This is a genomic window from Gemmatimonadota bacterium (genome assembly GCA_009838845.1).
GTDB lineage: Bacteria > Latescibacterota > UBA2968 > UBA2968 > UBA2968 > VXRD01.
Genome location: VXRD01000027.1, coordinates 1 through 25,699 on the forward strand (window position 1 = coordinate 1; position 25,699 = coordinate 25,699).

The window sequence follows — 25,699 nt, forward strand, 5'->3', positions numbered from 1 at the left end:
GTCCTGCGCGTCTCTAAAACTGATAATATGGCATAGACAAGCACCCATTTTTGGCATATCATGTCAAACTGCCAGTGCTCAATTGTCAGTCCAAAGTATTATTTAAAAAAGAAAAAGCCCCTGAACCGAGGGGCACAAGGGCAAAGGTGACGAAAAAGGCGCGACCGATCATTTACCGAACAGAGTGACCACCAGTCCGATGACCGCACAGGCAGCAATAATCAATGTGACGAGTAATTGTCGAAGGGATGAAAAACTACTGTCCATCTTATTCGACAAGTCCCTAATCGCTTGTGTCAATTCGCTGCGTGTGTTATCTACTTCGCTCAAGAGACATTCCCGTCATTGACCAAACACATTGACAAGCAGCCCGACAACCGCGCAGGCGGCAATGATCATGGCGACAAAACAAGACCATTGCCACTTTTGGGCATTGCCAAAATCTTGTCGCAATCTGTCAATAGCGTATCTCAAATCTGAAATCGCTTGTGTCAATTCGCTACGTGTGTTATCTACTTCTGTTTCAACCCGTTGTTGCCGGTGAGAAAATTGGCCAAACTGACCCTTTAATTCCGCTTGTGTCTCTTCAACGGTTGCCATTGTAGTATCCTTATCTCACGAAATGAAATCACCAGTTTTAATATTATAGCGAGTTATGGTCATATTGTCCAGCCCTTGTTTTTTTGCACTTCACAGTAGAACGCCATGCGATCAACCATCACCTTCACAATTGTATTTCTATGGGCCTGTGCTTGCTCTGCCAGCGATCCGGTACAAACACTGACCTATTGCGACAATCTTTCCGGATGGTCCAGTGGTGTACAATTATCTAAAGACGCGCCAGAAGGTCGCTTTGCCGTCGCGGCTTCTCTGCCTGCAGGACGGACGGGATTTTTTACCTACAATTTTTTCAGCACAGGTCAGGACATTTCCCAAAGACACAGCTTGAGCTTCTGGTGGAAAGTAGAAGGCAATGGCCTGAGGGACCTCAAAATCAAAGTTCGCAACTATCCTCTGGTCGGTGGCATGGAAGCCGTATATACGATCTGGGAGGGACAAACACCACCTCAAGGATGGCAACTGGCCGTTATAGAACTGGCAAAGCCTCAATACGACAACTGGGGAAGAGAACCCGATTACAACCAGCGATATATCGTATTTAGAACCGAAACCAGTCAAAATTCAAACGTGCGCCTGTTCATTGACCATATTACAACCGTCAATCAGACCTTTTCATGGCAAGTTGACGCGCCAGTACATGAAAAAAGCTCCATTGATCATCTCGATTTTGATGGCAACGGAGCCGTTGGCTTTACTGATTTTCTTCTCTTCACCCAGAAATTTGGTGCAACACATACCGATGCGGGATATGACCCCCTCTACGACCTCGATTCTGACGGACAAATCGGTTTTGGTGATTTTCTCACTTTCGCCGCTGGGTTCGGCTCTGATGGCACACAGTGGTACATACCCATCACATTCGAAAACCACACCACACAACCATTGAGCATTGCGGTGGGAACCGAAACACAGCCCCTGTTGACACAAACGATTGAGGCGGGAACAACCCTGATCCGCGTGCCAATTCCTCGGGATATTCTCGCCTCACGCGACCCCACCGATACACATCCTATCCCAATTTGGGCGCAAGTTGCAGATTTTATCCAGACGCGGAGCAATTGGATATCCTACCTCCCCCAGCGTGTTCCCTCACGCACCTGGACACAATTCGTAGCGGCCAAAGAGAATGGCACAGAACCCATTTTACCCGATTTTTCATACTCAGGCTATCACTACTTTGACAAACCCGTTCCAGATATCCAGGGCGACGTATTCGACGTCACAGCTTATGGCGCCATCCCCAACGATGGCCTCTCCGATCAGGCAGCCATCGTACGTACAATTGCCGCAGCCGAGCAAAACAACGGCGGCATTGTCTTCTTTCCCCCAGGCGAATTTCTGGTGAACACCAATGCCGACAACAACCAGTCCATCTACATCCGCAACAGCAATATCGTCCTCAGAGGAAGCGGTAGCCGGAGCGGAGGTACAATCATCCGGCAAGTGAATTACATGCCGCCACTCAATCCCGAACAACTGTGGACATCGCCCTATATGTTCATTTTTCAGCCCAGCAACACCAGCGATAGAACCCTGACGTCCATTACGGAAAGTGCCACCCGAGAAACCTTCTATATCACAGTAGCAGACGCTTCCAGACTCGTTCCTGGTCAATGGATAACGCTATATATGAACAGCACTGCAGCCATCGCAGAATTTCTCGCACCGTACTCGGCAGAATCCATCTGGACCACCATGCTGACCAATGGTATCCAGGTGCGCGAAAAGCACAGCATAGCCGAAATACAGGGCAATCAAATTCGCCTCAATGAACCCCTGCACACCGATGTCAACCACACGCATAACTGGACCGTGCGCGAATATCAGCACCTTGAGGAAATCGGCGTTGAAGACATCAGCTTTCACGGCACCTGGCTGGATGATTTTGTCCACCACAAAGACGCCATTCACGATGGCGGCTGGAGTTTGCTCCGGCTCAACCGATGCGTCAATTCCTGGATACGGCGCACATCCTTCATCAATTGCAATCGCGCCCTTCACATCGGTTCGAGTTCTGCTATATCTGTGTACCACGTCACACAGGCGGGAAATCTGGGCCATTCATCTATTGCCAGCAATGGTGGTTATGGCGTATGGGTCGGGTTGTCAGAAGACCTCGCAGGCCACTGGCATGGACCGGGCACGAGCAGTCGCTCAGTAGGAACTGTGTATTGGCGGTATGACATGCGTCCAGATCAACGCATTGACGCCCATGGCGCCCAACCTTATGCCAACCTGCTCGACCGCGTCAATGGCGGTATCCTGTATGGCAGCGGCGCGTCCCTCGCCAATTATCCCAATCACCTCAAGCACTATGTCCTCTGGAATTTCAAACATAGAGGCATCCTGAGATACTACGATTTTTGGCGACCGGGCAACGCTCGCGATCGATTTGTGCAGCCCATCATCGTCGGATTGCACGGCGATCCCGCCACGTTTAATGAAAACACCCTCCAGGTCATCGAATCCAATGGCAGTCCTGTTGAGCCAGAATCGCTCTTCGAAGCCCAACTCGAATCGCGCCTCCAAACCCTTCCCCCCTGGCTCAACGATCTTCGCACAGAATGGGAAACATTTCGCAACACCCCACTTCCAAATTTTCCAGCACCGAATTTTTAAGCTTCTTCCTTCCTGAAATATCCCCTCTGCCGCATCAATAAACGATAGAGATCGGGATTTTTCTCAAATGCCTCGCGTCCGTGCAGCCAAAAATGGTTGTTGAGCACCACGAGATGATCGGGCGGTAAGGGTACCGAAACCACCCCCTGCGATGCTTCCATAGAATCGGAGAGATCGCGTAGATATCGACCCTGCTCAATAGTCTCGGGATAGACAAACTGATCGATAAAACACACACACGCTTTGCCGTCTTGCTCGTAGAACGTCGTTTTTTCAACCCTAACGGGATAATTCTTACTCGGCGGCGACTGATAGACCAGAGGCAAAGAGGCCAGCGGATGGCTGGCAAATTGCTCTAATGCCTCCCAATCATCCAGATGCAACAGCCGTGACTCTCCCCCCACCGCATCGTGCTCCGCCATCTTCATCATCAAAATCCAGTCTGTGTGTTCGCGAACATACGTGCCGTCGGTATGGAGCGTGAACAGACGATATGCCTGACGCAAATACGAATCGCTACTATCCGTATCCTTCACCTCAAAACAGGCGTAATAATTCCCCGTCATATCGTCAAAATTGGGAATCCCGATCGCATGCGAAACAGCCGTGCCAAAAGCAACGCGCTGATCCATCGTCTCCAACCCACCTTCAGCCGCAACAGTAAACCCCCCCGTTGCGCGGTCTCTAACCATTGCGTTGATATGCTCGAAAAAATCGCCACCGACGATATTTTGAAGACAATCGGCGGCGATCATTCTCAGATATGGCACATAAGTCAATCGCTGTTCCGAAAGATCTGCCACTTCGCGCACAAATGCCCCTGCGGCATCGGCATCAATTGTAATATGGTGCAGCCGGTGATGGTCGGGATGTTGTTTAACCGTGTAGTTCAAAACCAGACCCTCATGTTCCAAGATTATACTTGTTCATAAACGTCCGCATTGCCCGCGCCGGATGTCTTTGTTTATACGCGCTGAACACATCGGGAAAATCGCCAATCACAGTACGCGCCCGTTCCAATGCCTGTGCAACAACCTCGCGAGGTGGATCGCTCAGGGGATTTTTCTCCTCGGCATCCACATTCAAATCGTAAACCGTCGCCTCAGGCGACCTTGTCCCCACATCCATGTGTACGCTGTAGCGATCATCCCGCACATTAAAGTTCGTTGCCCAACCCGTTGTAATATAATCTCGAGCTGGTTCACACGCACCCGTCACACTTGCCCAGGCATCTGCCCCATCCATCTCTTCATGGTCAACGCCCAGCATATTGAGAATCGTCGGCGTAATATCCTGATTCTGCGTCCATATATCCGTTTCTTGCCCATGCGGCCCACCCGGATGGCGGACAATCCAATTGATCTGCGTATTAAATGGAAATAGCGCGTTACCGCCCTTGCCGAACCGTCCCCTATCCATCAGTTGCGTACCGTGATCGGATATGAACATCACCACTGTATCATCCCTCAGATTCAATCGGTCAATCGTTTCCAGCAAATGTCCAATCCAGCGATCTACAAATGTGACATAGCCCATATACAATGCTTTTGTGCGCTCAATTTCCGCATCGGTCGCATCGCCAATGGACAGGACACTATGATGGATATAATCCTTCACCGAGGGATCTGAAAAATAAGCATCGGCATACTGCCTTGGCGGATCCCATAACTCGTGTGGACTAAAACTATCAATCCACAGGAAAAATGGCTTGTTACCCCTATTGTCCTCCACCCATTGCGATGCCTCGCGAAACACTTGAGCAGCGAGATAATTCTCTTCGCCCTCCTGCCGATCCAGCATATTGAGCAAATACTGGACAATCACCGCATGTTTCCTGGGATCTGCATCCCCATCCCGTACATGCGCTGCCAGATCGATGCGCGACAGCGGTCCCGTGCGATATCCATCTTGTTCCTGCCCGCGAACAAAGCGCCACGACAAAAAACCCCGCGTGAAATTCTGCGTCGGTTTAAACATGTGATAGGTATCCGCGACTAAGCCCGTAACAAAACCCGCATCGTGCAGGCGTTCCGCGAGCGTATCCTGATCTGGCGGAATAGGATGCCAGCCAGAGCCTGCCGGCTGAAGCCCTTCATTTGGCGTATCGAACCGCCAGGGAAAAGACGGGATACCCGTAAACACACACCGCCGAAAAGGAATCGTCGGCAATCCCTCTGCAAAACAGCGATTAAAAATCAGGCCCTCAGAAGCCAACTGATCCAAATGAGGCGTTCTCACATGGCTCAACTTTTTGCCCGCTCCAACAATGTCTGCTCGAAACGTATCGCAACAGATTACGACCATATTCATAAAATTCTCCTTGTGAGATTCCTGTATTGATCTGCCCTATCCTATCCCATTATGATAATCTGCGAGTGCCAGCCTGTCAATATCAGCGGCATATTTCATTTTCAGGTTGACAAAAAATATAGAATATGTGAGATTTCTCCCCACCAAGAGTAGAGGCGCGTCCCGTCATCAGTAATCTGGCACAAGAAAGCGGATCTGTAGGCCAGATGAAAGGGTTGGGATGCCGAAGCCAATATTCCACCGCAGGGCATTTGGCTGGGTCAGCAGATAACATCTGCTGAACTGTCACGGGAAATGATCCCGTGGAGCACTCTCTTGTGGGCAGTCTCTGCTATATGCAGTCGGCATGCTTCTACTCTGGCAACCGACTGTTTTTTTATTTAGATCCGCAGAAAGGAAAAACCGATGTCCAAACTCAAAGTAGGAGTTCTCGGCGCAACCGGCATGGTCGGACAGCGCTTTGTCACATTGCTCGCCGATCATCCCTGGTATGAAGTCACCGCCGTTGCCGCCAGCCCGCGCTCTGCAGGAAAAATCTATCGAGAAGCTGTGAAAGGCCGATGGACGCAATGCGATATTGCCATTCCCGCAACAGTATCCGACCTCGTCGTGCAAGATGTGCGCGAAATTGACGCAATCGCATCACAAGTCGATTTCGTCTGTTGCGCGCTCGACATGGAAAAAGAAGAGATTTACAAACTCGAAGAAGCTTATGCAAAAGCCGAAACGCCAGTGATCTCCAATAATTCGGCGCACCGCTGGACCCCCGACGTGCCCATTCTTATGCCAGAAATCAATCCAGAACACGCCGAAATCATTCCGGAGCAGCGCAAACGCCTGGGTGCCCAACGCGGTTTTATTGCCGTAAAACCCAATTGCTCCATTCAGCCTTATGTACCGGCTTTTCACGCATTATCAGAATTTGGGCCTTCGAGTGCCTCTATATGCACTTATCAGGCCATTTCCGGTGCGGGCAAAACCTTTGAAACATGGCCAGAAATGATAGACAATATCATCCCCTATATCGGCGGTGAAGAAGACAAAAGCGAAAACGAGCCCCACAAAATCTGGGGCAAAATCGTCAAAGATGAAATTGTGCCCAGCCGCAGTCCGATCATTTCAGCCCAATGCGTTCGGGTTCCCGTCACAGATGGACACATGGCAGCCGTATCTGTATCCTTTGACAAAAAACCCACGGCAGAGGACATCCTTTCCCGCTGGCAAGACTACGCAGGAGACCGCAGAGCTACAGGACTGCCCTCCTCGCCCAAAACATTTCTCTCGTACATAGAAGGCGATGACCGCCCGCAGACGCGCTTAGACCGCGATGCGGAAAATGGCATGGGCATTACACTCGGTCGCCTCCGCGAAGACAATCTCTTCGATTACAAATTTATCGCCCTCAGTCACAATACTGTACGCGGTGCAGCAGGCGGTGCTGTCCTGATGGCCGAGCTCTTGACCCAGGAGGGATATATCTAAAACTACGTCACCGCGTTTTGTGTTCGTCCCTCCAAAAATGCGATCACATTCTCCACTGCGCCGCTATTGAGCAGATCGACACCTTCTGGCGTCATATCTGCACAATGCGGCGTAAGCACTACCTGTTCACACGCAAAAAGGGGATAATCGGGGGGTGTCGGTTCTTCCTCGTACACATCGATACCCGCTCCGCCGATATGCTCACTGTTTAACGCATTGACAAGAGCGTCCGTATCAACCACTGCGCCGCGCGCTCCATTTAGCAATAATGCACCTGCTTTCATCTTTTCCAACTCGGCCTCGCCGATCATCCCTCTGGTATCATCTGTCAACGCCACGTGCAGACTGACTACGTCAGAAGTTTCGAGCAGTGTATCTAACTCGACAAAACGCACGCCGAGTTTTTCCGCCCGTTCAGATGACGGATGAAATGTCCACGCGATCACCTCCATCCCAATCGCTCGGGCAAGTCGCGCCATCTCTGCGCCAATATTGCCCGCGCCAATAATCCCCAGGGTTTTGCCTTGAAGCATCACATTATCCCGCCGGGGCCAGCCTCCCTTTTTCATTTCTGCGGTCAAATATGCAGCGCGTTTTGCAACCGCAAACATCAGCCCAAACATGTGCTCTGCCACAACCGGTGCAGTTCTTCCCGGCTGGTTGCATATCACAATCCCACGTTTTTTTGCGGCCGCCAGATCAAACATATCTGTGCCAATAGAACACGTCGTAATCATTTTCAACTTTGACAATTGGCCAAACTCTTGCTCGCCCCACGTCACAGCACCGCGCGTGTTCATAATCACATCGGCATTCCTTACCCGTTCGACCTTTTCTTTGTCTGACATGGGTCGCGTATCGTAAAGCGTCACATCGCCATAACCTGCCAATCGTTCGAGATGGGGTGATCCCGCAATCTGTACCGGCTCATCGCCGGGCACCACAATCTGCACATAATCCTCCACTGCCATAGTGACTCCTTTCAGAAACATTGCTTCCCAAAACATCCTTTGGTATATTCATAGCTTTCTAAGGCATATAATGCAAACCATTTCGCCCAAGGAGTGCCAATGCCTCTGGCAAAATACCAGCGCATCGGACATCACAAAACCGTCGAATCATTCAAAGCACATATCAACAGCCTGGGGATTGACCTTCCCTGCGATGACGAAATTCTCAAAGCACCAGAATCTCCACTTGCCCAAACAAGCGAGTGTCAGGACTTTCGCATTGGCAATCGCTTTTGCATCCACCCCATGGAGGGCTGGGACGGCGAAATTGATGGCAATCCCTCGGAATATACCCTCCGGAGATGGCATAACTTTGGCCTTAGTGGTGCAAAATTAATATGGGGCGGCGAAGCCGTTGCCGTGCGCCATGAAGGACGCGCAAACCCCAATCAACTCTTTGCAGCCGAACATACCAAAGCCGGCCTGGGCAAACTTCGAGAAGAACTCCTATCGGCACACCGGAAATGCATCGGCAGCACCGATGACCTGCTCATCGGACTTCAACTGACCCACTCGGGTCGTTTTTGCAGACCCAATGACAAAATCAAACTCGAACCCCGCATTGTGTATCGCCATCCGATTCTCGACCGCAAATTTGGCATTAACTCGGACGACCCCTTGCTCTCCGATAGCGAAATCAAAAGCCTGATTGACGACTATCTCAGTGCCGCACGTATGGCGTATGACCTCGGATATCAGTTTGTCGATGTCAAACACTGCCACGGTTATATCGGTCACGAATTTTTAAGTGCCTTTACCCGACCGGGACCTTATGGGGGCTCATTTGAAAACCGAACCCGATTCCTTCGCGAAATCGTCGCGGGCATTCGCACAGATTGCCCTGGTCTCAAAATAGGTGTGCGCCTCAGCGCATTCGATTTTGTGCCTTTTTATCCCGACCCCGAACAATCCGAAGGCAAAAAACTCGGACCCGGCATTCCCGAAGATTTTTCCGAATACCTACCCTATAAATACGGATTTGGTATCGATGAAGACAATCCCATCGCCGCAAATATTGCCGAAACCTGTCGCTTCCTCGACTTGCTGCGCGAACTCGATATAGTGCTTGTCAATCTCTCAGCGGGCAGCCCTTACTACAACCCCCACATTCAGCGGCCTGCTTATTTCCCCCCCTCTGATGGTTATCAACCCCCTGAAGACCCACTCGTGGGCGTTGCCCGTCAAGTTGGCATTACCGCACAAATTAAAAAACAATTTTCTGATTTGCTCATCGTCGGTACGGCTTATTCCTATCTCCAGGAATTTCTGCCCCATGTTGCCCAAACGCTCGTGCGCGATGGCAAGGTAGATTTTATCGGTCTGGGGCGCATGGTGCTGTCTTATCCCGATTTACCCGTAGATGTACTCCAAAATGGCGAAACTTCCAAACGCAAACTTTGTCGAACCTTTAGCGACTGTACCACAGCCCCCCGAAATGGCATGATATCGGGATGCTTTCCACTGGATACCTACTATAAAAAATCCCCCGAAGGCATTGCCCTCAGGGAACTCAAAAAATCGATTCAATTGTGACACTTTATTTGTTGATCTGTGAACTGGTCTTCAGCACAAAGACTTCTTCCAAATTGTGGAAATTTACGCCCGGTGCCAGAATAACCTCTCTAAATAAACCCTGTACTTCATCCCCTACTTTGACGACCTGCCCCACGTAAAGTCCTTTTGGAAAGAGTTCGCCCAAACCAGATGATACGATCAAATCTCCAACTTTTATATCCCCTCGAAGCGACACGTTTTTTAAATAGAATGTGCCATCTTCAAAAGACACAATGCCATTTACGCGGCTGTGTCGCTGCACCACAGCACTGACCCGGCAGTTGTGATCTATAAGCAATTGTACAATAGCAGTATAGCCGTGTACTTCCACGATACGCCCCACCAACCCATCCGCAGTCACAACAGGCATGCGGGCCTGTATGCCTGCATTTGTGCCGGCATCGATCAATATCGTATTTGCATTTCGCGCGGGATTGCGTGCAATCACCCGTGCAGCGATATAAGATTTTTCAGCCGCCTGCTGCGACTTGAAATGCAATAAGGCATGGAGGCGTGCATTTTCAAGCTGGGCCTCTCTGAGTTTGAGCAATTCGAGAGAAAGACGCAAATTCTGATCGCGCAAAGCATCATTTTCGTGTCGCAGCGAAGAAACTCCCATTGGCCAGGCAAAGATACGGTGCCCAATAGATGTCAATCCAAAAACAATATTGTGTGCAAATCGCGCCTGTATTGAGGAATCGAACAATATCAATATTAACGACGCCAAAATTGCAACACCCAGCACAACTCCCTTACGGTGAACACGCAAAAAAACATGAATTCGCTGCATCGCTATTCCAAAACATTCCTGTAGCCATGGATATCTGCAAGTACTTTCCCCGTACCTCGCACCACACAGGTCAATGGATCATCGGCTACCATAACGGGTAAGCCGGTCTCATTGACCAATCGCCGGTCCAGCCCGCGCAATAGTGCCCCTCCTCCAGTCAAAATGATGCCATTGTCGAGAATATCGGCGGCCAATTCGGGTGGTGTATGCTCGAGTGTTCGGCGCACAGCATTAATGATTGCATTTGTCGAACCGGCCATCGCCTCCCTGATTTCTTTCGAATGGACAGTAATAACTCGGGGAATCGCCTGTACCATCTCCAGCCCGCGACACGTATGTTGCAGTTCTTCATCGAGCCCCACGGCAGTGCCAATAGCGCACTTGATTTGCTCTGCGCTGCGGCTTCCCACCAGCAGATTGTGTTTGCGCTTGAGAAATTGTACAATGACTTCTGTCAATTCATCGCCCGCTGTTTTAATTGATACGGACGTCACAATACCAGATAGTGCAATCACAGCGATCTCAGTTGTTCCGCCGCCAATATCAACGACCATAGACCCTACCGCATCCTCTATGGGCAACCCAACGCCAATCGCAGCCGCCATGGGTTCTTTGATCAAATAAACTTCGCGGGCACCTGCGCGATCAGCAGCTTCTCTTACAGCGCGCATTTCAACAGGCGTAACACCAGAAGGCACACAAATTACAACGCGCGGCCTGACCAGCAGTTTGTTTTTTTGTACTTTGGAAATAAAAAAGCGCAGCATTTCCTCAGTCACATCAAAATCGGCGATAACGCCATCGCGGAGCGGGCGCACTACCTCTATATCCGGTTTTTCGCGCCCAAGCATTTCTTTCGCCTGAGCACCAATGGCCAGGGGTTTGCGCGTATGACGCTCAAGGGCAACAATTGAAGGTTCATTGATCACAATGCCCTGCCCTTTGACATAAACCAGTGTATTGGCAGTTCCCAGATCAATACCAATATCATTAGAAAACAAGTTTGAAAACCAAAAAGCCATAGCTGAAGTATCTCCCACCGGAATTTATAAAGCGAACAATAATCCGGCAAAATTAGTTGAAAAAATTGGTCTGTATTTCTCGGTATTCACAACTGCCTGTCGGAAAAACGTTGAATGGCAGCGAGAAGACGACTTCTGAATAGGGGGAAAATTAACAGAAGTGGAAAAAGGGGAGAAAAGATGCAGAATAATAACTCTTTAAAAAAATAAAGTCAAGTAACGAGAGACAATATGTTGTGGGAAAATATCCTTGACATTTCTTTCTGGCAATCTGAAATTTGTCATCCAGATCATTTGACAAATCTCGGTATTGGAGGTCCTATTGAAAATTCGGAAAGCAGTAATCCCCGCAGCGGGGCATGGCAGTCGCATGCTGCCCGCCACCAAAGCCCTGCCCAAAGAGATGATGCCCATTGTTGACAAGCCGGCGATTCAATACATCATAGAGGAACTCGTCAACTCGGGTATTGAAGACATCCTGATCATCACGGGCCGGGGAAAGCGTGCAATTGAAGATCACTTTGATCGCAATGTCGAAATCGCCCATGCATTGCATGAACGCGCAGATCTAAAAATGCTCGAAACACTGGACCGGATCGAACAACTGGCCGACATCCATTACGTGCGACAAAAAGACCAGTTAGGTACAGGACACGCCGTTCTCAAAGCCCGCAAACATATTGGCGACGAACCCTTTGCCGTTCTTTACGGCGACGACCTCGTTGTTTCGGAGCGCCCTTGCATTGGGCAAATGATAGAGCACTATAACAGGTACAGCAGCTCAATCCTCGCAGTCAAAGAAGTACCGCAAGAACACATCAGTAGTTATGGCGTTATTAAAGGCAAACGCATAAACGATGTCTATCTCGTTGAGGGACTCATTGAAAAACCCGATCCGACAAGAGCGCCATCAAATCTCGCAACCCTTGGGCGCTATATCTTTGGGCCCGAAATTTTTGACTTCCTCGAACAGATTGAACCCGCCGAAAATGGAGAATATCAACTCACCGACGCCATTGAATTGATGAGCCAATCCCGAGCGGTTTACGCCTGCGCCATCGAAGGGGAGTGGCATACAGTGGGCGATCTTCTTTCATATCTCAAAACCTCCGTGGCCTTTTCCCTCACCCATCCGGCCATTGCCAAAGATTTTCGCAAATACCTCAGAGAACTCATCCCGCTGCTCGAAGAAAAAAAGAAATCATTATAGGTCGCTCAAAAGCGCGTCCATCTCGCGCACCAGCACGGGCCAGTGTGTCACAATCCGTTTCTCTTCTGCCGCTATGGCTTTCAAGTCGGCTTCACCCAGTTTGCCTTCCCTGTAACACACATCTACATCCTCTCGGTCTAAAACCTCGACAACACCATCTGAACTTATCCATATATCCAAAAGCAGATCCAGATAACTGACCTTGTGTTCTTCCACCTGCACATCTCGACAAATATGAAATAAATGCCCCTTCAGATTACCTGAAGGGGCACATATTCGCCACAGAACATGAGCGACGTCCGTTTGGTAAAAAGCCAGCGTTTGAGAACCAGCAGGCAAGAGGGCACCGGCGACTTCCCAGGCGCGGTTTGACACATAAGACAAGACAACCCAATCTGTGCCACGGGCGACCAAATCGCACATATACGTTTCATCGGGTTTATCGAAATGGCGTTTAAATTCGCAAAACAACACGATGGAGGTCCTAAACAATGAAATAGCAGATCAGGATCGTCAAACTCGTGATCAGCCAACAGATCCACTGCAATGACCAACCGCGCTTTTCACCCAGGCCAGAAGAAACACATTGCCCGAGATAACAACCCGTAAAAATGACAAATAATACAATGCCCCACACCATAAAAATACCCTTTTTTATATCAGCTTGACAACTTCTTCTCGTTCTGCCGAGAGCCTGATTGCATCAATCACGCGAATGGCCTCCAGACACTCCTCCGGTTTGACCAGCAATTCTTCTCCATGTACAAGTGCTGTGCCCACATTGTCGTAATACGTGCGATAGCTGCCGAACAGAGGCGACACGGGGTGCTCTACAGTTTGTCCGCGATCATTGGCCACGCGCAACTGATAACGCGCAGGGTCTTCCGGAACGAGCACGCCAAAAACACCCGACTTCATCGACGCTTCTTGAGGGTCTATGCCATATTTTCTAAAACTTCCAAGCGCGCCGCGCACATGATAGCGCGGCTTGGCATACATCCACGCGGAGCCCAATTCAATAAAATAGCGCACCCCATTTGCAAATCGCAGATGAATCAAAGCCAGCGCTTCAACATCGGCCTTGTCCTTGGGATAGCGATATTGCAAATCGGCAAAAACGGTTTCAACAGTTGGGCCGTAAAGTCCGAGAGCCTGATCTACCAGATGCGCTCCCCAATCGAGAACGCGTCCTCCGCCGTATTTTTTCCACGCACGCCACCCGACATGCGGACCACCATAAGTTGTAATATTGGACTCAATAGTATAAATATCGCCCAATATCCCTTCTGCGAGTATGTGTTGCAACGTCAAAAAATCGCCATCCCATCGCCGATTCTGATACACACTTAAAAGCACCTGATTGCGCTCAGACGCTTCAATCATAGCCAGTGCTTCAGACTCATTCAAACACATAATTTTATCTGTTACGAGATGTTTGCCCGCGTCCATTGCCCGAATAGCCATCGGCGCGTGTGTATCGTGTGGTGTCGCCAGCACAACGAGATCGATATTATCATCGTCCAATAGCGCGTCAAAAGAGTCATACGTCGCGATCTGTGGGAAATCGGCCTCTGCGTCCTGGCGTTTCTCTAATGAACGCGAACAAACCGCATAGAGTTCGAGATCTGGCGCCATCTGAATCAATTGTGCGTGAAAGACTTTTCCACCCAAACCATAGCCCACCAGTCCAACGCGAATCATGAACTCCCTCCAAAAAAAGAAAGGCCGCCTCAAAAGAAGCGGCCTCAAAAAGAACTGGCGTGAGAGTTTACAGCCAGTTTACCCTTTTTGAATGCACCATTATTTCAGCAACATCATGCGCTGAACCTTGGTAAAATCGGCCACTGACATGCGATAAATATAAATACCACTGGCTACCTGCTTGCCAAATTCATCTGTGCCATCCCAAACGACCGAATGAAAACCCGCATCCATTGTTTCTTGAACCAGGGTGCGAACTTCTTGCCCGAGTAGATTGTAGATCACCAGTTGGACATCACCCGCTTCCGGCAACCGATATTCAATAGTCGTGGAGGGGTTAAAGGGATTTGGTACATTTTGTTCGAGGGCATAATCTTGGGGCATGGGCTTGAGGGCGCCAATTTCAATATTGGTAATCGCATCAATACCGCCAGCCAAATCAACCATCACCCCATCGAGAATCTGAAAATCAGAGGCAAGAGGTGTCTGTGTGGTATTAAACGTAAACTCGACCAGAGCGCCATCGCCACTGACAGCTTGACCATCGACCTTCATCGCGCCAACAGCCACTTGCCCTGGCGTCTTGTTAGACGCGAGAAACAGCGCGGGTTGCCCGCTGTTCGCATCGAGCAGATTTTGATCGACCTGGCGTGCTTCGACAAATTCATACTTGGATTGATCGTACTGCAGCACAAAACCATAACCCTTCAATTTCTGCGCGTAATTGATAGAGACTTGCAGTTTCAAAACGCCATCTTCAGCAACAATATTTTGCGTGCGTTGCAGCACCAGACCTGCCAGACTATTCTCGCCGCCCGTAAATTCTATACCCTGTGTCAGGGGTCCAGCAATGGCAGAGCCAACCAACCCCAACCCTAAACATGTCGCAATAATCAAACGTTTCATGACGCTTCCTCCTATTGTATGAAAGTGTTTGCACTTCATCTATATAAATTTACTACTTACCAGCATGTATGTCAACCGCATTTTTTATCTAAAATATGTTACAATTGCTTTTACAAGCCCAGAAATAGATACCGATGTCTCGTCAAGTTCGACAACCACATCAAATCCCTGTGAAACTGCTGTTTGGGCTGTGATAGGACCGATACACGCCGCTGGCAAGTATTGCCAGTTTTGTCGCGCCTTTTTTAACAAACTCGCCAGATTTACAACCGTAGAAGAACTTGTAAAAGCGATCAGATCAATAGCCTCTTTTTCTACCAATTGCAAAAATTCTTCGGGCAAGCATTTGGGCATAACCGTTTTGTAAACAACAAGTTCACGAACTTCAGCACCGCGTTCTCGAAGCTTATTAGCGAGTACATCCCGAGATTCTTCAGGACGAGGCAGCAAAAAATCCTGTCTCGAAAGATCTGCGCCAAAAGCCGCGAGCAAGCCTTCTGACGTGCGATTCACCGCTTCGAGATCTACATTGAGACGCCACTCGCGCACCCGTGCCGATGTCGCCGCGCCAATAGTCGCAATTTTTACCTCACCCAATGCGCGTATATCGCGGCTTTGCTTAAACAGACGCTCAAAAAAGCGATCGGTTCCGTTTGTACTCGTCAGAACAAGCCAATCATAAGAATGAATATCTGAAATGGCATCATCGACATCACACCAATTCTCGGGTTCCGAAAATGCAATCGTCGGCACTTCCAGCACTTGCGCCCCCAACGCCCGCAGCATCTGTACCAATTCACTCGCCTGCGTGCGCGCCCGCGTCATAGCAATCGTTTTGCCGAACAAGGGCTTAGCCTCAAACCAATCCAGATCCATCGCCGCGACCTTCCCAACGACAATGACCGCGGGATTGGTCATTTCGACCACGCCCATCTCCCCCAACGTCGTCCTCACAGTCCGTTGCAATGGCAAAGACCCCCACTGTATGGCTGCAACGGGTGTTTCAGGCGGACGTCCCCCCGCGATGAGGCGTCGGGCAATTTCACTGCGTTTTTGCGTGCCCATCAAAATCAGGAGCGTGCCACCGACTTTTGCCAATCCCTCCCAATCAACTTCTCCATCTCCTTCAAGCGAAGCCGTTGTCCCCGTTACAATCGTCACATGTGGGGATATACCGCGATGCGTCACGGGAATACCCGCATAAGCGGGTGCCGCTATTGCACTGGTAATACCCGGTACAATCTCAAACGGAATCTCATTGTCTCTCAGAACTTCAGCTTCCTCGCCACCGCGCCCAAAAACAATGGGATCCCCCCCTTTTAATCGCACTACCGTCAACCCTTCCTGGGCACGATCAACCATCATCTGGTTAATCTCATCTTGCTGCACGCGCTGAAAACCCGGGCGCTTTTCCACATTGATACACCCGCATTCCCGCCGCGCTTCCTTCAAAAACTCGGGATTCGCCAACCCGTCATACAAGATCACATCGGCTTCCCGAATCAGGCGTAACCCCTTCACAGTTATCAATTCCGGATCGCCCGGCCCGGCACCTATGAGATATACACATCCAGTTTTCATGAATAGCTCTCAGCTCAGAACAATGCGCTCTGTTTCTCCCCACGCCGTAACGGTGACCTCAATTCTACCGTCAGCCACCTCGCCTTGAACCGCTCCGTCTTGACATTCTCCTGAGATCATCAACACCAGAAACCGCGCCTGCGCACCGGCATCAATCTCCTGTACGAACCGGACATGGCAGACCTGCGCCTTTTGTGCCGACATGTTCTGTCGATAGGTCAATGGGACCATGCTCGGCCCCCAACCGATCTCCACATTGTGAATCGCGTCCGACCACGCGGGTGCCAGCTTGATACCTGGATCACCGGTGCTTACAACCATGCGATTTTCTATCTCGCGCAACTCATTCGGACAACGCAGCGTCCAGCGAAGCGTGTGCGCAACCTCACTTTCCGCGGCATCCAGCAGATCGTAAATCAGAAAATAGTTTCTCTTTTTTAACAGAACCGTACGTTCGTGCCGTACCCCCTTCGAACGCAGATATCCTTCATGCGAGATGCGTACATACATTTCCGCTTCTTCATCTCGCCAATCGAGCAACCGCCCCCAGATTCTTCGTTTTTCACCCGGGCGCCAGAGGTCCTGATCATCCTCGTCAATCCAAACTGTATTCTGCCCCCGCGTGCCATAATACCAGGTGCGATAATCCGGATCGCTATATGCAAATGGGGATCCAGGAGACAGGGCCGCCGGACAGCCTTTCACCCAGGCTGAAAACGAAGCCTGCGCCCCGTAAGCATGTCCGCCTTCCGGATGCCCGAAATCCAGGATCAGCACGTTCGCCTCGCGGTCCCACCCGTCGCGAAGCACGGCGATACCCGAATCGGGAAACAGATGTGAAGCCGATGCAGGTGCCCTTTGCTGCACACCCATTGGATTCGGAACGCATAGATCGTTCAGTATTGTATTGCCCCAACCCGGCCCGGCCTTCTGAACTGGCACAAACTGGGGATGGTACCCACGGTCGATATGCCACTGAAGCACCGGGTCTTTGAAGAAGGTATTTCCAGAAGCCAGAAACGCGGGCCAATCCTGCGCGTACACCGCCGAATTAATTGCTGGAGTAAAACCATCCGGCGTCAGAATCTCAGCCAGAAATCGATGCATCGCCAGAAACCGCGCTCGAAAAGGCTCGGTATCGTAGAAGCTGGGTAGCCCACGACGGGCCAGAATCATCTGCAGAGTTGCAAATGACCGGATGACCGTCTTGTGATATTGCGTGCAGATTTCCTTCTGAAACCCATCTGGATAGACCTGGTTCAAAAGCAACACTTCCTGAATCTGCCGCCCCGCTTCCAGCCAACCCTCTGCAGCATCCCATTCCGGGAGCAACGCTCCGACACCGCCCATTCCACCGCTGCCCGAAGCAATGAAATTTAGCTGCTGTTGCCACGCCACCGCGGTCTGTGAAGCTACTTGCCCATGCAGATGCTGCCCCAAGCGCCAGATCAGGATAGACGCTGCCCGACAATCTGCCACTGTCCATTCCGGATGGGCGCGCAACGCATACAGCGCCTCGCCCAGCGCCTTCAGCTTCAACCCGACAGACAACGTATTCCAAACCGCATAAATTCCCCCCGCCTTCATCCCCCGATTCAACACCATCGCCTCATCGCGAATATCATCGATCTGGTCGAGATAGCTCTGCACGCAGTCCGCAACCGCCCGCACATATTTCCCCTCGCCGGTCAACATCGCCGCCCGGATCGGCCATCTGAGAAAAAACATATAATGCAACCCACCCCAGTTCATCGTCCGATCCGGATTCGCGCTCCAATCCAGTCCGACCCCCGGCACATAAGGCACCGTGGATTCTCCATACACCATTTTTCCATCAATCAGCCGATCCGACTCCTCGATCCAGACCCGTGACAATCCCGGCCAGTGCGTTCGCATGGCGTCACCGAATCGTTCCGAATCGAAATGCCACGTCGGTTGGGCCCTGCCTGCCAGATAGGCATGCCAGACGCCCCAGGCAGCCGCCTCGTTTTTTGGATCCGACACATCATCCGGTAGCACCAGCCCCGAAATGCCGCGTTGCACCTGCCTCCAGAATGTCTCGGCATTGTAAACAGGCGGTTTAAATTCGTTCACCACACTCTCCTGTAGAGGAGTTCTATACACATCCAGTTAGCATGAATAGCTCTCAGCAATCAGCAGTCATCGTCCCTTCCTGAAGTGTCGAAAACCCAAACTTCTAAAGCCTCTTGCGAGTCAATTTCAGGATTAAAAACCAATATCCCTTCAGCCTGTGCCGCTCGAATCAGGCGTTGGTCAGATGCGACAAGCACCAGTTCATCGCCCGCTTTGCGAAGGAGTGTTGCGACCTCTAATGCTGAACGCAATACAATGCTATCAACACTATTGAGCGAATGTGTTTCAATCAAATTCATCGAGGCCCAAATGAGTGACTTATGGATGAGAATAGCAGTAAAATCTGAATTCTCTGCGATCACCTCACGGTTCAAATGGACGACTGCCTGAGCGAAATCCGGCACCATAATTCGTCTGTCGTTCTTTTTTCGGACAAAGACCCAAAACACTTCCACAGCACCGAGAACAGAGCACATCAAACGATCTAAAGGAATGTTATCAAAAAGGAAATTGACTTTATCACTCCCGGTCTCCTGGGTGTAACGCTTGACAAGAGCACTGGCATCAAAATAGAAATGATGCATACCTATTTCTCGCGTTCTGCGATAATAGCACGACTAAACTCGTTATCTTCTGGACGGATACCGTTACGTACCATACGTGCTTGAAGCTGCTCAATGGGAATTGGTTCTATATCGGCAATTCCCATCTTTTTAAGCACTTCACGAAAAATTTTAGCTCCCTCTTTTTTATCCTTCCTATAATAGGCCATAACCTCTGCCCCTGTTTTGAAATTCTCAGGGGCTTCGGACAATAACTCGTCAATGACCCATGAGAGTTGCACATTCGTATCTTTCACTACCTTCTCCAATTGATCTAAACGTTTTTCCAGATTTCCAAGCGTTTTTCCCATAGTAGAAATCCTCCTCTATGAACCTTATAAGATGTCTTTCCGCACCTCAATGGCGCGGAAGAGTATCCTTCCCATCCCGATCCAAAATCACTCCCGCACCTTGCTTGATCAACCCCTTTGCAACGCGCACGCCCAACTGCTCGGCAGATGGTGCCTGTCCTTCTGCCCTCTCAGATATCACCTGACGTCCATCGGGGGAGGCAACAACGCCCGATAGCAACAGAACATCAATAGAAGCCTTGTCAAAGGCCGCGTACCCTCCAATTGGAACGCGACAGTCTCCCCCCAATGCCGCCAGCATCGTGCGCTCTGCGGTAACAGCCTGTTGCGTTTCAACGCAATTCAAAACGCCAACAAGTTCTGTAATCCGCTGGTCACCTTCTCGTATTTCTATCCCCAGCGCAGCCTGCCCGGGCGCGGGCAAACAGATTTCCGGGTCGATAAAATCCGCAATGCGATCTCCCAGTCCCAACCGCTTCAAACCCGCTGCGGCTAAAATAATACCATCCAAATTTTCCGTTTCGAGCTTTTTGACGCGCGTATCCACGTTTCCCCGAATCGCCACAAAATTCAAATCCGGTCGCGCGTGTTTCAACTGTGCTTGTCGCCGCAAACTGCCCGTTGCAACCGTCGCGCCTTCTGGCAAATCTCGAAACACCCGATCATTTTTGCTGACCAGCACATCGCGCACATCTTCGCGCGCACTCACCGCGCCCAAAACCAATCCCTCTGGCAACCTGGTCGGCAAATCTTTCAAACTGTGAACCGCCAGATCAATACTGCCCGACAGCAGCGCGTGCTCGATCTCCTTTGTCCACACCTCTTTGCCACCAATTTGAGACACAGGCGTTTCTGAGAGTCGGTCTCCCTCTGTTTTAATCACCTCAATCTCAATACTGAAATCGGGATATGCGCTCGCCAGTTTTCTCCTTGCCCAATTGGCCTGCCACAAAGCCAGCGCACTACCCCGACTGCCAATAACCAACTTCATGAATTGCGCACCTTTTCAATCTCTATGTCCTCAACCACCAGATCAAACAAGTATGAAAGTGCTGCCACATAAGCCCCACCATCTTCTTCCTCGCCAGCCTCTCTAAGGCGCGTCACCGGTTTGTGCAGCACCTTATTCATAAATCGGCGCATCAAATTGGTAACCTGAGCGCGTTGCTCATCTGAAAATTCACTGAGCCTGGCCTGCGCGAGTTCCGAATCCATAAAAGATTGAAAATGTCCACGCAGAGCCACAATAGCGGGAACAACCGATAGAGAATTTATCCACGCAGAGAAGTTCTCCACCTCTTCTTCTATAATTGTATTGACTTTATCCGCTTCAATTTTTCGCTTCTCTAAATTCGCGCCAACAACGGACTCCAGATCGTCCAGGTCGTATAAAAACACATTGTACAGGTCACCAACTACCGGATCAATATCGCGCGGCATGGCAATATCGATCAAAAACATCGAGCGATTATTGCGCTTTTGCATCGCCGCTGCTATATGGTGGCGTTCCAGAACATAAGCTTCCGCGCTCGTAGAACTGATAACAACATCTGCCCCGTGCAAACTTCCTATCCCTTCGTCCCAGGAAATGGCGCGCCCGCCTACGCGCATTGCCAAATTTTGTGCCCGCGCTAACGTGCGACTCGTCACCAGCAAAGACTTCACTCCATTGTCGGTGAGGTGCCGCGCTGTCAATTCACTCATCTCGCCAGCACCGAGCACCAGAGCTGTATGCCCTTCGAGATTGCCAAAAATTTTCTTTGCGAGTTCCACCGCTGCAAAACTGACGGAAACCGCACCCGTTGCAATCTCAGTTTCCGTGCGCGCCCGCTTTGAAACCTCAGTCGCAGTGCGAAATAAGCGATTCAGCACGGTTTTGCTCGTTCCCATAGATAGTGCAGCAGCCCCGGCCTCTTTCACCTGACCTGCAATTTGCGGCTCGCCCATGACCATAGAATCCAACCCACAGGCGACCCCGAAAAGGTGGCGCACGGCTTCTGCATCGCGATAGACAACCGTGTGCTGTCCCAATGCGTCGGCATCCAATCCACTTTGCTCGCTCCACCCCGCGATCACCGCTGTGCGAGCAGCGTGAATATCCGTCGCAACACAATAGACTTCCGAGCGATTGCACGTCGATAAAACCGCGCATTCGACGATTTCGGGCACGCTGGAAAAGTATTGGAGAACGGCATCCAGAGCCTGGGGCAACACCGCGACCCCATCTCGAATTTCAACAGGTGCCGTGCGATAACTCAGCCCAATTACGACGAGAGACATACTTCAATCCGCTCCTCAATTTCAGCCCACTTGCCCTTGCGCGCCAGAGCAAGCGTATCATCTGTCACCAACTGTTGCCAGAACGCTTGCCTGCGTTCTGGCGCGTTGGGAAATCGCGCATAAACTCTACGCCTTAAATCCGCCATCAAATCCAGTAACTGTCCATCATCCCAAAAAGCCTCAATTTCTCGACGCAACAGCCTGGCGTAAGCAGGACTATTGCCCCCGGTGGAAATCGCCACCTGTAAGTCGCCACGCCGCACAACCGCGGGCACAATAAAATCGCTATCTGTATGTCGATCCGCACCGCAAAACAAAATCCCCCGGCATTTCGCCGCCGCCTGCACCGCCCGATTGACATCTACGTGATCAGTCGCGGCAATCACGAGCGCGCTACCGTCCAAATCACTCGGCTCAAATGCCCGCTGATAGAGATGGATCACACCTTCATCGGCCAATTTCAGAATGCCCTCGGTCGCGGTTACACCAACAACTCGAACCCGCGCCCTTGCATCGCACAACCCGCGCACTCTGCGTTCGGCAACGCGACCCGCCCCAACCACAACACATAATTTATCTTCTAATTTTAAAAACACGGGATAACGCATGGCTTAAGGTCCTAAATTGTGGGGACCAGAAAACAGGACGCCCATCACGGGAAATGCCAGAATTACGAAGACAAAACCCATGATAGACAGAAAAGCCGCTCGTTTGCCCTGCCAGCCACCCCACCACCGTGCGACGAGATTGCCCGCATAAATAATCCAGGCAATCAGAACGGGGAAAAACACCGGCTCACGCCATATAGAAAACTGTGAAAGATGTTGAAATGCCCACACCGAACTGGCAATCGTTCCGCCCGTCAAAAAGACAAACCCAAAAGTGGCAGCGCGGTTAGTGATCTGATTCAACACCTCGAGTGAAGGCAGACGGGAATAAAAAAAACCTAAATGCTTGGCCTGAATTTCGCTCAAAAGCATCAGATACATCACACCTCCAACACAGGAAATCGCAAAAGCCGTGTACGCAAGTCCATAAGCCAGCACATGCAGTTCAAACCACCCACCGCTATATCCCGTGACCTGAATATCCTCAGTACCCAACAATTTTGTAAGCGTCAAAACGTGCAAAACCACCACAATAGGCACAATCAGCACGCCCAAAGACCGATCTCGCGTACTCACTTCCAGATAAATATAAACAACCGCGACTAACCACGCACACAGCGATGGCAAAACCTGACTGGTCAAAGGTACCTCGCCAGCAGAAATTGTGATAACGACCAAAAGCACAGTGTGCATACACCAGGCTCCCCATATTCCCCAGGTACACAAGTCACGCCAGTGTGCTCTGGGCTGGTGAAAATGCAAAGCATAACCCAACGCACTGACGATATACGCTCCTCCTGTTGCAATGAGTAAGATGTCAAAAATCATAGCCTTTTCCTCAATCATCCAAACCGACATCACAAAAAGAAATATACTGAACAGGGTATAACTTCGCCAGTACCATCAATGCAATGGTGTTCCCAACAACTTTGGATTGGATGGTTTAGCTACCCTCTCACCCGGCGTAATAGAGCCTAACACCACTTGTTTATCAGCACCGGTTACACTCGGCACATTGCCCGGGTGCCCATTCAGGGTCTGACAGGCAAGGATCGCAAATGCAATAGCTTCTTTTGCTTCTGATGCCATTCCCAGATCATCCAGTCGCTTGAATGCGATATTTCCCAGTGCCCGATCCAAAAGATCCATCATAACCGGATTTTTGGTTCCGCCCCCACTTACAATCACTTCGTGGATTTCACATCTGGACAAAACAAATCGTTTTAGCCCATGCACAATGCTTTCCACCGTGAACTGCACTGCCGTACGCACGAGATCTTCTCGTTTTCCCTCCCAATCGAGAATTTTCTGAACCATATCGGCTCCAAAATCCTCTCGCCCCGTTGATTTGGGCGGCTCCATATCAAAAAAAGGATGTGCCATAAGCACATCCAAAAGATCCTCACATACCTGGCCTTTGTCCGCAAGTACCCCATCTCTATCGAAACTCTGTTTGCCGCGTGTTATTGCCTGCACAACCCCATCAATGACCATATTGCCAGGCCCCGTATCAAATGCGAAAATATCTGACACGCCACAGTTTGCGGGCAATATATTGACATTGGCAATACCACCGATATTGAGCATCGCACGTCCCACGTAATCAGACCGAAACAACAGATAATCCACCAGCGGGACAAGTGGTGCCCCCTGTCCGCCCACAGCCATATCCCGTGACCTAAAATCCGATACCGTCGTGATTCCCGTGCGCTCTGCAATTACTGCGGGACTGCCAATTTGCAGCGTTGATCTCACCTTTTTATCCGCAACAACAGCAAGCGAGGGCAAATGGTGAATCGTCTGCCCGTGCGATCCAATCACATCGACTTCTCCCGCGCTGACATTGGCCTTCTCGCACACGCGCAGTGCAGCCTCTGCAAACCATTCCCCAAGCGCGGCATCCATGCGACATATTGTATCGACCCGTCCATTTTCACAAAGCGACAAAATCTCCCTTCTGACATCTTTGGGAAAAGGAATCTCGACATATCCGAGAAGAAACATATCGGATTCCCCGATCTCCACAAGCGCAGCATCCACCCCATCGGCAGAAGTTCCAGACATGAGACCGATCGCTTTCATAATTTTCCTCACGCGAATCTACACAATTTGCACTGATTTTGGATGGTTGGGCGGGGTTCGTTGATTCGTCTATTCGTCTATTCGTTCACGCTCCTATCTCACGAACGGTTTTGACACCGCGAATAAAATAGTGATAAACAACTGACCCCTTGAAAAGACGCCGTTCAACCTCACCATCTCCAACGCTTCTGAACCGCTGGGCTTCTCGCCGCCGTCGCCAAATATTGCACGGATGCAGCAACACCCATAAAAGGCCAGCTATTGCCGCAACGGGATGTTTCCAATTACCCTTTAGCAACAAACCCAAATTTGCCAGTTCCATAGCGACGCGAACAGGGAATTTATACAACAGCCGCGAAAGGGAAAAATTTTTCAACAACATCACGAGTTGATTCCGGTGATTCAAATACGCTTTTTTATAACTCTCTGCACCCAGAGTAAATCCGCCGTAGTGATATACGAGAGAATCGGGCACATAGACGATGCGATACCCCGCAAGGTGAAACCGCCAGGACAAATCGATCTCTTCCATATGCATTATAAATCCCTCATCTATCAGCCCCGTTTTTTTGAGGCAATCCATACGCAAAAACATCGCTCCTCCAATAGCCCAAAAAATATCGCGGGAGTGATTGTATTGCCCCACATCTTCTTCGACAAACTCAAATATCCTGCCCTGACAAAACGTAAACCCCCACTGATCCATCAGCCCGCCTGCAGCCCCGCCATAATCAAACATTTTGCGATTCTGAAGTGACCGAACCCTGGACTGACACGCCCCAATTTCGGGATCGGATTTCAGGGCATCAATCAGCGGCGGCAACCACCCTTCGCCCACCTCCACATCCGAATTCAACAACATCGCATACGCGCCCTTTGCAATCTCCAGCCCCCGGTTGCACCCGGCGCCCATCCC

General features: G+C 50.4%; 23 protein-coding genes. 4 read left to right on the forward strand and 19 right to left on the reverse strand.

The annotated features are described in order from the left end of the window. Positions 1–342: 342 nt before the first annotated feature. Entirely contained in the window at positions 343–600 is a 258-nt protein-coding gene (locus tag F4Y39_04250; GenBank protein MYC12918.1) for a hypothetical protein, read from the reverse strand. Between the two features lie 105 nt (positions 601–705). On the opposite strand from F4Y39_04250, the gene F4Y39_04255 reads away from it, so the two are divergent. Then, on the forward strand, positions 706–3,240 hold the full coding sequence (locus F4Y39_04255) for a DUF4955 domain-containing protein (protein MYC12919.1): 2,535 nt from the start codon (positions 706–708) through the stop codon (positions 3,238–3,240). On the opposite strand, the gene csiD is transcribed toward F4Y39_04255, so the two are convergent. Both csiD and F4Y39_04265 read right to left on the reverse strand, forming a co-directional pair. Continuing rightward, a complete protein-coding gene (csiD, locus tag F4Y39_04260) occupies positions 3,237–4,154 on the reverse strand; it encodes a carbon starvation induced protein CsiD (protein MYC12920.1) in 918 nt (305 codons plus the stop codon). The genes F4Y39_04255 and csiD overlap by 4 nt on opposite strands. Then, entirely contained in the window at positions 4,144–5,550 is a 1,407-nt protein-coding gene (locus F4Y39_04265) for a sulfatase (protein ID MYC12921.1), read from the reverse strand. Before F4Y39_04265 ends, csiD begins: the two co-directional genes overlap by 11 nt. 405 nt (positions 5,551–5,955) lie before the next feature. Here F4Y39_04265 and asd point away from each other — a divergent pair, with 405 nt between their 5' ends. After that, positions 5,956–7,032, forward strand: a complete 1,077-nt coding sequence (gene asd, locus F4Y39_04270; protein MYC12922.1) for an aspartate-semialdehyde dehydrogenase — start codon at positions 5,956–5,958, stop codon at positions 7,030–7,032. A 2-nt stretch (positions 7,033–7,034) separates the two neighbouring features. Here the strand turns inward: asd and F4Y39_04275 are convergent, their stop codons facing one another. Beyond that, positions 7,035–8,039, reverse strand: a complete 1,005-nt coding sequence (locus F4Y39_04275; GenBank protein MYC12923.1) for a glycerate dehydrogenase — start codon at positions 8,037–8,039, stop codon at positions 7,035–7,037. Positions 8,040–8,102: 63 nt separating this feature from the next. On the opposite strand from F4Y39_04275, the gene F4Y39_04280 reads away from it, so the two are divergent. Continuing rightward, the gene (locus F4Y39_04280) at positions 8,103–9,575 is read left to right on the forward strand and encodes an NADH:flavin oxidoreductase (protein ID MYC12924.1); all 1,473 of its coding nucleotides are present in this window, start codon (positions 8,103–8,105) and stop codon (positions 9,573–9,575) included. Between the two features lie 4 nt (positions 9,576–9,579). Here the strand turns inward: F4Y39_04280 and mreC are convergent, their stop codons facing one another. Together mreC and F4Y39_04290 are read right to left on the reverse strand one after the other, a co-directional pair. Then, complete coding sequence (gene mreC, locus F4Y39_04285) at positions 9,580–10,386, reverse strand: rod shape-determining protein MreC (protein MYC12925.1); 807 nt, start codon at positions 10,384–10,386, stop codon at positions 9,580–9,582. Positions 10,387–10,388: 2 nt separating this feature from the next. After that, entirely contained in the window at positions 10,389–11,408 is a 1,020-nt protein-coding gene (locus F4Y39_04290) for a rod shape-determining protein (protein MYC12926.1), read from the reverse strand. Between the two features lie 322 nt (positions 11,409–11,730). Here F4Y39_04290 and galU point away from each other — a divergent pair, with 322 nt between their 5' ends. Next, positions 11,731–12,618, forward strand: a complete 888-nt coding sequence (gene galU, locus F4Y39_04295) for a UTP--glucose-1-phosphate uridylyltransferase GalU (protein ID MYC12927.1) — start codon at positions 11,731–11,733, stop codon at positions 12,616–12,618. Here the strand turns inward: galU and F4Y39_04300 are convergent. From F4Y39_04300 to F4Y39_04360, 13 genes are all read right to left on the reverse strand, one after another. Further along, the gene (locus tag F4Y39_04300) at positions 12,613–13,092 is read right to left on the reverse strand and encodes a DUF402 domain-containing protein (protein MYC12928.1); all 480 of its coding nucleotides are present in this window, start codon (positions 13,090–13,092) and stop codon (positions 12,613–12,615) included. The genes galU and F4Y39_04300 overlap by 6 nt on opposite strands. Before the next feature lie 180 nt (positions 13,093–13,272). After that, complete coding sequence (locus F4Y39_04305) at positions 13,273–14,319, reverse strand: hypothetical protein (protein ID MYC12929.1); 1,047 nt, start codon at positions 14,317–14,319, stop codon at positions 13,273–13,275. Between the two features lie 99 nt (positions 14,320–14,418). Next, positions 14,419–15,264 carry a T9SS type A sorting domain-containing protein gene (locus F4Y39_04310; protein ID MYC12930.1) on the reverse strand — a complete coding sequence of 282 codons (846 nt, stop codon included), beginning with the start codon at positions 15,262–15,264 and terminating at the stop codon, positions 14,419–14,421. A gap of 45 nt (positions 15,265–15,309) precedes the next feature. Then, on the reverse strand, positions 15,310–16,806 hold the full coding sequence (gene cobA, locus F4Y39_04315; protein ID MYC12931.1) for a uroporphyrinogen-III C-methyltransferase: 1,497 nt from the start codon (positions 16,804–16,806) through the stop codon (positions 15,310–15,312). 9 nt (positions 16,807–16,815) lie between these two features. Then, entirely contained in the window at positions 16,816–18,900 is a 2,085-nt protein-coding gene (locus F4Y39_04320; GenBank protein ID MYC12932.1) for a hypothetical protein, read from the reverse strand. Between the two features lie 59 nt (positions 18,901–18,959). Beyond that, positions 18,960–19,484 carry a type II toxin-antitoxin system VapC family toxin gene (locus tag F4Y39_04325; protein MYC12933.1) on the reverse strand — a complete coding sequence of 175 codons (525 nt, stop codon included), beginning with the start codon at positions 19,482–19,484 and terminating at the stop codon, positions 18,960–18,962. Positions 19,485–19,486: 2 nt separating this feature from the next. Next, a complete protein-coding gene (locus F4Y39_04330) occupies positions 19,487–19,813 on the reverse strand; it encodes a hypothetical protein (protein MYC12934.1) in 327 nt (108 codons plus the stop codon). A 46-nt stretch (positions 19,814–19,859) separates the two neighbouring features. Continuing rightward, a complete protein-coding gene (gene hemC / locus F4Y39_04335; GenBank protein ID MYC12935.1) occupies positions 19,860–20,804 on the reverse strand; it encodes a hydroxymethylbilane synthase in 945 nt (314 codons plus the stop codon). Continuing rightward, the gene (locus F4Y39_04340; protein MYC12936.1) at positions 20,801–22,093 is read right to left on the reverse strand and encodes a glutamyl-tRNA reductase; all 1,293 of its coding nucleotides are present in this window, start codon (positions 22,091–22,093) and stop codon (positions 20,801–20,803) included. The genes hemC and F4Y39_04340 overlap by 4 nt, the downstream gene beginning before the upstream one ends. Continuing rightward, positions 22,078–22,701, reverse strand: a complete 624-nt coding sequence (locus tag F4Y39_04345) for a bifunctional precorrin-2 dehydrogenase/sirohydrochlorin ferrochelatase (GenBank protein MYC12937.1) — start codon at positions 22,699–22,701, stop codon at positions 22,078–22,080. The genes F4Y39_04340 and F4Y39_04345 overlap by 16 nt, the downstream gene beginning before the upstream one ends. Before the next feature lie 3 nt (positions 22,702–22,704). Beyond that, positions 22,705–23,559, reverse strand: coding sequence for a hypothetical protein (locus tag F4Y39_04350; GenBank protein MYC12938.1), 855 nt, complete (start codon positions 23,557–23,559; stop codon positions 22,705–22,707). A 45-nt stretch (positions 23,560–23,604) separates the two neighbouring features. Then, complete coding sequence (locus F4Y39_04355) at positions 23,605–24,783, reverse strand: anhydro-N-acetylmuramic acid kinase (GenBank protein ID MYC12939.1); 1,179 nt, start codon at positions 24,781–24,783, stop codon at positions 23,605–23,607. An 85-nt stretch (positions 24,784–24,868) separates the two neighbouring features. Beyond that, positions 24,869–25,699: glycosyltransferase family 2 protein (locus tag F4Y39_04360; protein MYC12940.1), on the reverse strand; the 831-nt coding region annotated here is incomplete at its 5' end.

Excerpts from the sequence above, each read along its gene's own strand:
- F4Y39_04290 (MYC12926.1), bottom strand. The coding sequence starts at position 11,408 with ATGGCTTTTTGGTTTTCAAACTTGTTTTCTAATGATATTGGTATTGAT.
- F4Y39_04280 (MYC12924.1), top strand. The coding sequence starts at position 8,103 with ATGCCTCTGGCAAAATACCAGCGCATCGGACATCACAAAACCGTCGAA.
- F4Y39_04265 (MYC12921.1), bottom strand. The coding sequence starts at position 5,550 with ATGAATATGGTCGTAATCTGTTGCGATACGTTTCGAGCAGACATTGTT.
- hemC (MYC12935.1), bottom strand. The coding sequence starts at position 20,804 with ATGAAGTTGGTTATTGGCAGTCGGGGTAGTGCGCTGGCTTTGTGGCAG.
- asd (MYC12922.1), top strand. The coding sequence starts at position 5,956 with ATGTCCAAACTCAAAGTAGGAGTTCTCGGCGCAACCGGCATGGTCGGA.
- F4Y39_04310 (MYC12930.1), bottom strand. The coding sequence starts at position 15,264 with ATGAAGTGCAAACACTTTCATACAATAGGAGGAAGCGTCATGAAACGT.
- F4Y39_04330 (MYC12934.1), bottom strand. The coding sequence starts at position 19,813 with ATGGGAAAAACGCTTGGAAATCTGGAAAAACGTTTAGATCAATTGGAG.
- mreC (MYC12925.1), bottom strand. The coding sequence starts at position 10,386 with ATGCAGCGAATTCATGTTTTTTTGCGTGTTCACCGTAAGGGAGTTGTG.
- cobA (MYC12931.1), bottom strand. The coding sequence starts at position 16,806 with ATGAAAACTGGATGTGTATATCTCATAGGTGCCGGGCCGGGCGATCCG.
- F4Y39_04325 (MYC12933.1), bottom strand. The coding sequence starts at position 19,484 with ATGCATCATTTCTATTTTGATGCCAGTGCTCTTGTCAAGCGTTACACC.
- F4Y39_04350 (MYC12938.1), bottom strand. The coding sequence starts at position 23,559 with ATGTCGGTTTGGATGATTGAGGAAAAGGCTATGATTTTTGACATCTTA.
- F4Y39_04345 (MYC12937.1), bottom strand. The coding sequence starts at position 22,701 with ATGCGTTATCCCGTGTTTTTAAAATTAGAAGATAAATTATGTGTTGTG.
- F4Y39_04255 (MYC12919.1), top strand. The coding sequence starts at position 706 with ATGCGATCAACCATCACCTTCACAATTGTATTTCTATGGGCCTGTGCT.
- F4Y39_04340 (MYC12936.1), bottom strand. The coding sequence starts at position 22,093 with ATGTCTCTCGTCGTAATTGGGCTGAGTTATCGCACGGCACCTGTTGAA.
- F4Y39_04275 (MYC12923.1), bottom strand. The coding sequence starts at position 8,039 with ATGTTTTGGGAAGCAATGTTTCTGAAAGGAGTCACTATGGCAGTGGAG.
- F4Y39_04250 (MYC12918.1), bottom strand. The coding sequence starts at position 600 with ATGGCAACCGTTGAAGAGACACAAGCGGAATTAAAGGGTCAGTTTGGC.
- F4Y39_04355 (MYC12939.1), bottom strand. The coding sequence starts at position 24,783 with ATGAAAGCGATCGGTCTCATGTCTGGAACTTCTGCCGATGGGGTGGAT.
- F4Y39_04305 (MYC12929.1), bottom strand. The coding sequence starts at position 14,319 with ATGATTCGCGTTGGACTGGTGGGCTATGGTTTGGGTGGAAAAGTCTTT.